Annotated in this window: 9 protein-coding genes; 3 read left to right on the forward strand and 6 right to left on the reverse strand. The window is 68.5% G+C overall.

From position 1 onward, the window contains the following. The first annotated feature begins 340 nt into the window (after positions 1 to 340). Positions 341 to 1,576, forward strand: a complete 1,236-nt coding sequence (locus KGA66_RS25775) for a condensation domain-containing protein (RefSeq protein WP_211471585.1) — start codon at positions 341 to 343, stop codon at positions 1,574 to 1,576. Positions 1,577 to 1,604: 28 nt separating this feature from the next. Here the strand turns inward: KGA66_RS25775 and KGA66_RS25780 are convergent, their stop codons facing one another. From KGA66_RS25780 to KGA66_RS25790, 3 genes are read right to left on the reverse strand one after another with little or no spacing between them, the layout of a single operon-like run. Next, positions 1,605 to 2,777 carry an acyl-CoA dehydrogenase family protein gene (locus KGA66_RS25780; protein WP_211471587.1) on the reverse strand — a complete coding sequence of 391 codons (1,173 nt, stop codon included), beginning with the start codon at positions 2,775 to 2,777 and terminating at the stop codon, positions 1,605 to 1,607. Further along, on the reverse strand, positions 2,777 to 3,997 hold the full coding sequence (locus KGA66_RS25785; RefSeq protein ID WP_211471589.1) for a type III PLP-dependent enzyme domain-containing protein: 1,221 nt from the start codon (positions 3,995 to 3,997) through the stop codon (positions 2,777 to 2,779). Before KGA66_RS25785 ends, KGA66_RS25780 begins: the two co-directional genes overlap by 1 nt. Further along, a complete protein-coding gene (locus KGA66_RS25790; protein ID WP_211471591.1) occupies positions 3,990 to 5,510 on the reverse strand; it encodes a class I adenylate-forming enzyme family protein in 1,521 nt (506 codons plus the stop codon). Before KGA66_RS25790 ends, KGA66_RS25785 begins: the two co-directional genes overlap by 8 nt. A 147-nt stretch (positions 5,511 to 5,657) precedes the next feature. On the opposite strand from KGA66_RS25790, the gene KGA66_RS25795 reads away from it, so the two are divergent. Together KGA66_RS25795 and KGA66_RS25800 are read left to right on the forward strand one after the other, a co-directional pair. Then, positions 5,658 to 6,545 (forward strand): transglutaminase domain-containing protein, encoded by an 888-nt coding sequence (locus tag KGA66_RS25795; protein WP_211471593.1) that lies wholly within the window; start codon positions 5,658 to 5,660, stop codon positions 6,543 to 6,545. Further along, on the forward strand, positions 6,542 to 7,066 hold the full coding sequence (locus tag KGA66_RS25800; RefSeq protein WP_211471594.1) for a hypothetical protein: 525 nt from the start codon (positions 6,542 to 6,544) through the stop codon (positions 7,064 to 7,066). The genes KGA66_RS25795 and KGA66_RS25800 overlap by 4 nt, the downstream gene beginning before the upstream one ends. 47 nt (positions 7,067 to 7,113) lie before the next feature. Here the strand turns inward: KGA66_RS25800 and KGA66_RS25805 are convergent, their stop codons facing one another. From KGA66_RS25805 to KGA66_RS25815, 3 genes are read right to left on the reverse strand one after another with little or no spacing between them, the layout of a single operon-like run. Then, on the reverse strand, positions 7,114 to 8,394 hold the full coding sequence (locus tag KGA66_RS25805) for a class I SAM-dependent methyltransferase (protein WP_211471596.1): 1,281 nt from the start codon (positions 8,392 to 8,394) through the stop codon (positions 7,114 to 7,116). Between the two features lie 3 nt (positions 8,395 to 8,397). Continuing rightward, the gene (locus tag KGA66_RS25810; RefSeq protein ID WP_211471598.1) at positions 8,398 to 9,588 is read right to left on the reverse strand and encodes a glycosyltransferase; all 1,191 of its coding nucleotides are present in this window, start codon (positions 9,586 to 9,588) and stop codon (positions 8,398 to 8,400) included. 11 nt (positions 9,589 to 9,599) lie between these two features. Continuing rightward, on the reverse strand, positions 9,600 to 10,235 hold the full coding sequence (locus tag KGA66_RS25815; protein WP_211471600.1) for a phytanoyl-CoA dioxygenase family protein: 636 nt from the start codon (positions 10,233 to 10,235) through the stop codon (positions 9,600 to 9,602). Positions 10,236 to 10,358: the final 123 nt, after the last annotated feature.

Consider the following 10,358-nt stretch of genomic DNA (forward strand, 5'->3'; position numbering starts at 1 on the left):
GCGAAACCAACATCGCCAAAGCCCTGCGCAGACACGCCCGCAGACCCGAACTCCTGACAGGACTACTCCACCTGACCTGACGATCACCCAGAAAAAGGACGAAAGATCACTTTGTCATTAACCCTGGCACTCGGGGAGATAGGTTCTGGGCTAGATCTCCAGGGAGGGGAGGTGTTTGTGATGCGGAAGCCCGTGACCCGGAACGTGAGCGGTCTCTAAACCCGGAGCAGTGGCGGGGCGGGCCAGGACGAAACGAGCCTGACACCCCGTCACTGTTTCATATTCGCGCGACCATCCGAGCGGAGGAATAGGGGCACGCGTGGTAGACGCAGATTCGTCCGTGCTGAGTTTCGGACAGCTCTCAGTGCTGCGGGACGTCCGCAGGAACTTCGTTGGCCGCGAGTGGCAGGCCAACCTCATCCTGGCTTGGGAGGTTCCCGGTGGAACCACGGTAGACGCCGTGCGTGGGGCACTCGTTGCGCTGATGGCAAGACACGAGATATTGCGCACAACGTACCGGGATCTGGACGCCGTGAGGCCGGTCCAGGTGATCCATCGTTCGCCGTGGACCGATCTTATTGCCGTCTCTCCGGCCGATGAACAACCACGTCCGAGGCATGGGCAGCGCCGGTATGTGGTGAATCGCACGACTCCTGGCCCGGTGTTCGATCTGGTCGATGGGCCGCCGTGGCGGGCTGTGATCAAGACGTATGATGGCGGGCCGGTTGGCGTGGAACTGGAGCTGCATCACATCGTGGCGGACACCACGGCCTGCGACGTCCTGAACGCCGATTTTCATATGCTGCTGCGCGGTGAGGACCTGCCTTCGCCGCGTAGGCCCCGGGAACTGGCGCAAGAGCAGCACTCTGAGAAGTGGCGGAAAAGGCGCGATAGTTCGGCACGATACCTGGAGAAGGTCTTTCGAGCCGCGGGCGAGATGACGCGTATTCCAGAGACGAATGTCGGCTTGAAGACTCATATCGGCTCACTGCGATCACCCGCCTCTCTTCGTGGCGTGGAGTCGATAGCTTCGCGTCTCGGGATTACGCCGTCCACAGTGCTCATGGCCGCCTTCACGCGGGCGTTGGAAACCGCAATTGCAGGAAGCCTTCCGCCGGTCTATGTGATGGCTTCGAACCGTCACTTGACGCAGTATCGCGAACTTGTCACGTCTATGAACCAGTGGATGCCGGTGCTTGCCGAGCAGGTTCCGGCAGAGCCGTTTGAGCAGACCTGCGCGCGGTTGCACGGGCTGCGGATGGCTTCGCTGCGCTACTCCTGCTTCGACCCGGACGCCGCCATCGAGTTGCGTGAGCGGATCGACGCCGAGGTCGGCGGCGGTCTGGCGCCCGGGATCTTCCTCAATCACGTTCCGGCGCAGACGGAGTCGGCGGAGGCGGAGCCGGAACCGGCGGTGCGGTGGCGAGACGTCGACTACACCGCGGCGCCGGGCTTCTTCGCCTACATCAACGCGATCGGCGGCTTCACCATGACGATCCGCTCCACCTGGCCGGGATGCGGCAGAGGCGAGGTCGAGCAGCTGCTGTCGGCGATGCGCACGGCGCTGATGGGCTGACGCGAGGGCAGTGCACTGCGCGTGGCGCTCAGTCCTCGAATCCGGCCAGTCGGACGGACCGGTCCAGCGGCACCAGCGAGCCGATCGCGCCGAGCAGCCGGTCGTTCGCATAGTTCAGGCTCGCGGAGCGCAGATCGCGGAACACCCGCTCGACCGGGATCTCGGCGTCGCGCGAGTATCCCCGGGACAGCCCGGTCAGTTGCACGAGGCGGTCGGCGGCCTGGAACGTCAGTTCCGCCGCAGCGACCTTGAGCACGTTGAGATGGATCTGGGCCGTGGGGCTTTGCAAGCTCGTGCCCGCCCGCCGCGCGGCCGTGACCTCCCGGCGGACCTGCCCCAGGTAACCCGCCACCAGTTCGAGATCGACGCGGACCCTGGCCAGCCGCTCACGCACGAGTTCAGAGCCTAGATCGAGTGTCCAGCTGCCGTTGCGCAGCGCGCCGGTCAATTCCCGCATCACGCCGCGCGCCGCGCCGAGCCAGCAGGCCGACCAGCCAAGATGCGCCAGCGGGATCATGCTGTCGAGAGCGACCGTGCGGAACGCTCCGGGCTCGCCGACCACGCTGTGCTCCGGGACCCGTCCGGACAGCCGCAGCCCTCGGCTGTCGGTCGCGCGCATCCCGGTGGGGTTCCAGTCGCCGACGACCTCGATCCGCATCTGGTCCCGATCGGCGTAGATGAGCGTCACCTCGTGGGCGGCGGCGTCTTCGGCGGCGCGCATCGTGATCAGGAAGCCGTCGGCCGCCATGCCTCCGGTCACCACAGGTGCATCGCGCTCGAACGTCAGCTCGGTACCGGTGGACTGGACGGGAGAGCTCGCGGAGAGCAGATGACCGCCCTTGCGGGGTTCGGTCGTCACAGACGCCAGATACACTTCACCAGCCGCGATGCGCGGCAGCAGCTCGGCGTGCAGCCTTGGCTGCCCATGCCGGATGACGGCGTCGACCTGCTGGCAGTGCATGGCCCAGACCATCGCCGTGGACAGGCATCCCCCGGCCAGCCGCATGGCGATCGCGACGAGGTCGTCGAGCCCGCCGCCGAGCCCGCCGTACTCCACGGGAACCAACAGGCCCATCAGGCCGGAGTCGCGCAGCGCGGCGAGGCTCTTCTCGGGCAGTCTCGCCTCGATGTCCGCCTCCGCGGCCTGTTCGCGGAGGATCTCGGTCAGCTCGGCGACGCCGGGGGCCGTCTCGGCAAGCATCAAAACACACCTTTCTCGGGTCGAAGCTCGAGGCGGCGCACGTCGACGACCACGCCGTCGGCGTCGAGGACCACCTCCACGGGCAGCGGGCGGGAGAGGAAGCCGACCAGGCTTGCCGACAGGCCGTACGCGCCCACGTTCGGGAACTCCAGAACCCCGCCGACCTTCGGCAGCGGCAGCGCGACGTGTCGGCCGAGCACGTCCAACGGCGTGCACAGCGGCCCGACCAGCGTCGGTGCGGCGGGCTCGCCGGAACCGGCCAGCGGCTGCGCGGATGGGGTGGGCAGCCGACCGAGTCCCCACATCCCGCCCAGCGTCTGCACGCCCGCGTCCAGCACGACGAATGTGCTTCCCCTGCTGTGTTTCACGTCGAGCACGGTGGCGTGCAGCGTCCCGCAGTCCGCCACCAGATATCGGCCGCTCTCGAAGGCCACGACCGGCGCGCCGCGGCGCCAGCCCGGCAGCCGGGTGTCGAGCTCCTTCTCCAGTCCAGCGCGCAAATCCGGGTAGTCGGCACGTTCGCCGGGGCGGGCGAACGGCGCGGAGAAACCCCCGCCCAGATCGATCAGCTCGCAGGGCCTGGACGCGGACGCGAGCGCGTCGGCGATCGTGCCGACGGCGAACCGGAATTCGTCGAGCAACTGGCCGCTGTCGGCGATGTTCGTGCCAGAGAAGATGTGCGCGCCCTTCGGCCGGGCACGGCCGAGCGGGGTGAATAGCTGCCCGAGCTCGACGCGTCGGTCGGTGTCGGTGCCGAACTGCGTCGGCCAGCCGGTCATGCGCAGGCCTGCCCCGGCGGTCGCGCCGTCGTTGAGCCGCACCACGTAGTCGACGTCGACGCCGAGCTCGCGAGCGGCGTCCGCGAGGCGTGTGCGATCGGCCACCGACTCGACAGAGAAGTCGCGCGCGCCCGACTCGATCGCCGTGCGGATCTCACCGGGCGTCTTGCCGGGTCCCGAGTACAGACAGCGGGACGCCGGATGTCCAGCCGCGAGAGCCGCGGCCAACTCGCCAGTCGAGCTCAGTTCCGCGTACAGACCCAGCGAGCTGAGTTCGGCGATGAGCGCGGGATGCGGGTTCGCCTTCACCGAGTAATAGAGCCTCGACGGCTCGGGGAGCGCGGCGAGCAGATCCCGGGCCGCCTGGCGTACGCGAGCGAGCCGGTAGACGTAGGTCGGCGTGCCGTGTCGGCGGATGACCTCGTCGAGTGCATCAGCCATCGCTCTCCCCCTTCGCGGCGAGCTTGGCCAGCACGGCTTTGTCGACCTTTCCGTTGACGGTCAGCGGAAGCGCGTCGAGTACTCGGCAGAAGGTCGGGAGTTTCACCCGCTCCAGCCGGTCCGCCAATCCCGCGAGCACGGCGACCGGCGTGGTGTCGCCGACCACGAACAGCGCAGGTCCACGGCCGCCCGCCGGGGGGAGCGCCGCCGCTGCGTACACGTCACGCAGGTCCATGGCCGCTGCCTCGATCTCGAGCGTGCTCACCCGCGTGCCGCGGTGCTTGAAGATGTCATCCCTGCGACCGGCGAAGTGCAGATGGCCTTCGGCGTCCACACTGCCGTAGTCACCGGTGTACAGCGCGCGCGTCACGCCGTCGGGGCCGGGTCTGAACCGCTGCTCAGTCAACTCCGGCGCACGCCAGTAGCCCTGCATCACATGCGGTCCGGAGACTACGAACTGGCCGATCTCGCCGGCCGGAACCGGGTGCCCGCGTTCGTCAACCACCTCGACACGGGTCCCGTCGAGCGGCGTGCCGACCGAGCCGGGCCTGGTGAGATCCTCGTCCGCATCCAGGATGGAGATGCGCTTGCACTCGGTGATGCCGAACATCAGGCTCACCTTCGCCCCGGGAAAACAGCGGCGCAGCGCGTCTGCGTCCGACGGCTCCAGTGCGGCACCGGTGTTCGTGAACAGCCGTACGCGGGTGGGCCGGCGGTCTCGCTGTGCCAGGGAGATCAGCATGGCGGCGAGCGAGGGCACCACGGGGACGACGGTGGACTGCCAGTCGCGGATCCGCCGCACCAGGCGGGGATCGTTGCCCGGTTCGGGAACCTGTAGTTCCGCGCCCGCGTAGAGGCACAGCAGCAGCTGGTAGAGGCCGTAGTCGAAGGAGAGGGGCAGGCGGCAGAAGACCGCGTCATTCGCCTGATACCGGAGGCGGCGGGAGATCGACCGGACCGCGAAGGAGACCTGCCGGTGCGTGCACATGACGCCCTTCGGGCTCGCCGTGCTTCCCGACGTGTAGATGAGCAGGCTGAGATCGTCCGGCCGGGCGAGCGGCGGGCCGTCCAGGGGAGCCTGCGAACGGGCCGCGTCCCAGGCAGCGGCGAGGGAGACGATCTGCGACTCGTGCAGGGACCGAAGGTCCGCGGCCTCGTGCTCAGCGCAGATCGACACCGTCGCGTCGGCGTCGGCGAAGACGCCGCGGAGCTGGAAGAGGCTCATGTCAGGGCTCACCGGCACGGCCACCGCGCCGAGATGCATCGCGCCGAGCACGAAGGCGGCCATGCGGGCCGCGTTCGGATGGCGCAGCAGCACCCTGTCACCGTGTAGTACGCCGCGACTGCGCAGCCATGAGGCGGCTCGGAGGCTGGACTGCGCGAGTTCGCGGTACGTCAGGGTCGTGTCGACGTCGCGAATCGCGGGTGAGCCGGGCCAGGTCCGCTCCGCCCGGTCGAGAAACGCACAGACCGTTTCCGGCGCCCCTTCGTCCTGCTCGAGTATGTCGTTCACCGAAAGCCTCGCTCCTCTCTGCGGGCCAGCCGATGCACCCCACGTCGAGGACCGGTTTATTCGATGCGGGCGCTGTTCGTCCAGGAATGCGGATGCACGTTCACGTCCGATTGCGAGCAATCCTCAATCCCATCACGATGGAGTTTCATGACGAGACTTCGCACTCTGGTCGAGCCGCTGCTGAGAATTCCCGACGAATTCCGCAGGTTCGACACGACACCCGCCGGCGCTACGCGGGATCTCGGACTCGACGCGGCGGCCCAGCAGGTCCTGCTCGACGCGGGACTGCCGCACGTCGGCGACGGGGACGAAGTGCTCTTCGACTCCTTGGATCTCTCCACGATCTCGCTGTACCTGAGCGCCCGGTCGGCGCGTCGCGATGCCATGCGCTTCTGGCAGCGCAGCCTGCGCCGCATCGCGTCGGGGCCGGTCGGCTACCGGGTCGAGGTGCGGGCGCAGTGCCCGCTGCCGCGACACTCCGGCGGCTGCGTCTACCAGGTCGCCCCCGAGGCGGGCGGGCGGATGCCGGTCGTCACCTCCGAACGCCGCTGCGTTGCGCTCGGCGCGGTCTCCTACCGGGTGCAGCAGCGCCCCGAACCGCTGCCGCCGGTACTCGCCGAACTCGCCGTGTCCTATGCCGACGTCGATTTCTATTACCTCCCGACGTTTCTCTCGTTGAACGCCGACTTCGTGGAGCGGGAGCGGATCGGGGACTGCGCGGCCACGGCGCACGCCATTCTGGACAAGGCCGTGAAAGCGGGATTCGAGGCGCGGCACGCCTACGGTTTCATCCTTGCGGTCCCCTATTCATCGACGCATACATGGACCGAGATCCGACTCGACGGGCGGTGGTTCGCCGTGGATCCGTTGCTGCCCAAGGCCATGCGCGCCTGGGGAATCACGAAGGGGGATGAATGGCCCGCGACTCTCTCGCCGCTGGGCGTCTACCGCCGCGTCGCGACGGAGCAGATCCGACTCGCCTGGCACGGGCAGGTTCCGTGCCACACCTGGCTGCCAACGGAGATCGCGAAGTGACCGGGCCGTCGCTGCTGGTCTGTCGTTCGGCGACGCTGAACGTGGACGAGGCGCCGTGGCACCTCGTCCTCGAGCGGGCCACCCGCGCCGTGCGGGTTGTGCGGCTCACCGCGGACCAGGCCGAGCAGTGGCCGCGTACGCCGCAGTCCGGTGATGGTGCCAGCGTGGTGCTGGGAATCGGAGGCGCGGCACCGATCGCCTATCGGCTCGCAGTGCGGTCCCCGCTGGCCTTTCGCCTGGTGGTGGCCGATGCCCGCAGTCAGCCCCCGGACATCCCCGACGGCGTCGGTGCGCCCGAATTCCCGATTACCGCGATCAGTACAGCGTCGCCGCGAGCCGCGTCCACTCGAGCCCTTGTCGGTTGGGCCGCCTGTACCACCGGTGCCTTCGAGATCCGAACCGTGCCGTCGTGGCGGGACGATACGGACGCCTTCGTCACCGGCTGCCTGCGGCACCTTCACGAGGCGGGACTGCTCGCCGGGCCGGACGACCGTGGGGATGTGCTCGCGCTGCGTCCGTGAGGGAGGTGGCTGGTGGCAGGGCACCGAGGCACCCTGCCACCAGCGGCTCAAGCACGGCGGACGTATTCGAGCTTGCAGTCGACCGGCTTGACGAACGTGCCGCCGCGACGCAGATAACCGTGGTTTGCCGCGATGATCGATTCTGCGTAGTTCCAGGCGAAGATCACGCAGTACTCGGTGGGATCGGTTTCTAGCCGATCCGGCGCCACGATCGGGATGCCAGTGCCCGGCAGCAGCTTGTCCTGCTTGTAGGGCGTGGAGTCGCAGATGTACTCCAGCGGCAACTCGGCCGAGCTCATCATGATCGTCGCCTTCGCCGGAGCGCCGAACCCGGAGATCCGATTGCCCAGCGCGGCCAGTTCCCCGAGCTCCGTCCGCGTGCGGTTCAGGAACCGGTGCACCTGATCGGCGAAGTCCCGGTAGTAGCCCGAATCGCAGACGCCGACTGCGTGTTCGGCGGCGAGCAGCCGCGCGACCGAGGGGCGGGCGTGCGCGAACCCGCGGCCGGCGACCACTCTGAGGCTGCCGCCGTGGAAGCCGTTGCGCTCGACATGCAGGGCCCGCAGCCCGGCCGCGTCGAGCAGCCGACAGAGCGACGTCATGGAGAAGTAGTAGACGTGCTCGTGGTAGATCGTGTCGAACAGGCATTTCGTCACGAGGTCGGCCACATACGGAACCTCAATGACGAGGTGTCCGCCGGCGCTCAGCAGGGTTCTGCAGCCGCGCAGGAAGTCGAGCACGTCGGGGACGTGCGCCAGCACGTTGTTCGCGTGGATCAGGTCTGCTCGGCCGTGCTCGGCCACCACACGACCGGCCACCGCCTCGGAGAAGTACGCGTCAAGCGTGGGCACTCCGGCCGATCGCGCCTCGGCGGCGATGTTCGTCGCCGGATCGATTCCCAGCACCCGGAAGCGCTCACGGGCATACCCCCTCAACAGGTAGCCATCGTTGGATCCGATGTCGACCACGAAGCCCGCCGTCGGCGGGTCGAGTTCGCGCAGCGCGAACCGGCTCAGCTCAAGGCCGTGTTCGATGACGGGCGCAGACGCGGAGGAAAAGTAGGCGTACTCCGAGAAGAGCCGTTCCGGCGCGACGCTGTCGGCCAACTGGGTGAGGCCGCAGCTCTCGCAGTGCATCACATGCAGCGGATAGCGTGCGGACGGCGCCGCTCCCCAGGGACGGAAATCGTTGGCGAGCGGCGTTCTGCCGAGGCACAGTACCGAGGCCATGCCCTTCCGGGCGCAGATGCGGCACGCGGCGTCAACGACATCCGCGTGGCAACTCGCACAGCAGGTGGCCACTGGATTCGAGGCTGTTCTGATGGTCATCGGTCAGATCCGTTTCTGATGTGGCGCAGTCTCACATCTGCGCGCCATCTCCTCGACGGCCGCCTCGGCGGAGGGCATCGCCGAGAACGCCGCTCGGGCCGCCCCGAGCCGTTCAGCGAACGCCGGGTCCGCCAGCAGGCGGGCCACGGCGCCTTCGACCGCGGACGGCTCGGCGGCCTCCGGCCTGAGCAGCAGGCCCAAGCCGTGCTCCGCAGCCCACCGCGCGTTGCGGTGCTGTTCGGCTTCCTGGGGAATCACCAGCGAGGGCACCTCGGCGCCGATCGCCGCCCGCATCGTGTTGCTGCCACCGTGGTGGATGACGACTGCGGATCGCGGCAGTTCGCGATCAAGCGGCGTGTAGTCCACGACCCGGATCGCGCCGTCCCCGGCTGCCGACTCGGCGCCGCGGACCGCCGAGAAGTCGAACCAGCCGTTCGGACCCGTCGTCATCAGGACATCCATTCCGCGTCGGCTCAGCCGGGCCGCGGACTCCCACAGTCCACTGAGCGCCTTGTTGGACACCGTGCCGAAGGTCATCAACGCCAGCGGCCTCGGTCCGCGCTCGGGCTCCTCGCCCGGCGCCTGTCCGGCTTCTCCGTGGTAGAGCCGGCAGCCTGCCGGTATCCGATCGGCCAGCCGGAGACCTTCGCGGGTCTGCAGTTCGGGCGGGACGACGTCGATGTAGCAGCCGAGCGCCTGTCCCCGCGTGATGTCGGCGCCGGCGTGCTCCCGATAGAGCGGCGCGGCCTGCGCCCAGAGCTGCGACATCGTGTCCGCGTAGTAGGGGCCGATGCTCAGCGTGAAGTGCGAGATGCCGAGCCGCAGCGCCACGAGCGGACCGGCGAGTTCGAGCGGCTCGCTGACGATCGCGTGCGGCCGGTATCGCTGCGCGACCTCGGACAGCGCCCGCCACCGCAGCGCTGGCCCGACGCACCCGAAAAGCGCGGCGCCCCTGGACCAGTCCTCGAGGTCGAGCTCGCCGACGATGCCCGCCGACCGCGTCATCGCCGCGCGCAGCCGCAGCCTTCCGGGCCCCGCGGGCAGCAGGGGCAGCCCGGCCGCCTCGACGATCGGCGCGAGTTCGAGAGCTGAGCTGTACGCGACGTCGTGACCGAGGGCGCGGGCGGCGAAGGCCAGCGGCACGGTGTTGTAGAAGTGCGACTGGCCGGAGACACAGGTGAACAGGATGCGCATGTCGTCAGTGCTCAGTCCGTGCTGGCGAAGGCCGCGTTCTGGCACGGCCTTCCATGCCGGTCGAGGGCTTCGACCGGTCGAGTGGGCCGGTCGACGATCGACCCCTCGGCGCCGACGCCCTCCACGCTCCCGAGCGCCTTCCACACACTGAAGCCGAGCAGCTGCTTGACCTCGTCGGGCAGACGCGCCAGTACCCGGGGCGCGACGGACAGCGAGAAGTTCTCCTGCTGGCGCAGGAAAGGCCGGCAGAAGTAGGTGAGCACGCCGAGCCGATCCGCTTCAGTCGAGTTCCGGCCGGTGCCGTGCACGAGCCGACCGTCGAAGACGAGCGCGCTGCCCGCCGGTGCGCAGACCGGAATCCCACCGCGTCGCAGCAGGCGGGCCCGGACAAGCATCTCGTCGGGGGACGCGGCCGCCGCCTCGAGATGCGAGCCGGGAACCACGGTCGTCGCCCCGTTCTCCGCCGTGAAGGAGTGGAGCATCCAGATGACGCTCGCCGTCATCGCGTACGGCGGCCAAGGGCGCGCGACATATCCCTGATCGGAGTGCAGCGGCAGCGGATCGTCGCCCGGAGCGACGAAGTTTGCCTGGATTCCCGAGAGCAGGAACGGATTTCCCAGGACACCACCCACGAGCTCCAGCACCACTGCCCTAAAGTTAAGGGTGGTCTGATGGTGTGTGGGGTGGTTTGACGATCGCTGGTTGCGACTCGATCACGATGTGGACGGTGCGTCAGATATAACAAAGCTCCTGGTAGGACGTGGGTTGTC

This window comes from Actinocrinis puniceicyclus (assembly GCF_018283645.1).
Lineage (GTDB): Bacteria > Actinomycetota > Actinomycetes > Streptomycetales > Catenulisporaceae > Actinocrinis > Actinocrinis puniceicyclus.

Coding starts and splice junctions, on each gene's coding strand:
- KGA66_RS25780 (WP_211471587.1), bottom strand. CDS start 2,777: ATGCTTGCCGAGACGGCCCCCGGCGTCGCCGAGCTGACCGAGATCCTC.
- KGA66_RS25795 (WP_211471593.1), top strand. CDS start 5,658: ATGACGAGACTTCGCACTCTGGTCGAGCCGCTGCTGAGAATTCCCGAC.
- KGA66_RS25810 (WP_211471598.1), bottom strand. CDS start 9,588: ATGCGCATCCTGTTCACCTGTGTCTCCGGCCAGTCGCACTTCTACAAC.
- KGA66_RS25785 (WP_211471589.1), bottom strand. CDS start 3,997: ATGGCTGATGCACTCGACGAGGTCATCCGCCGACACGGCACGCCGACC.
- KGA66_RS25805 (WP_211471596.1), bottom strand. CDS start 8,394: ATGACCATCAGAACAGCCTCGAATCCAGTGGCCACCTGCTGTGCGAGT.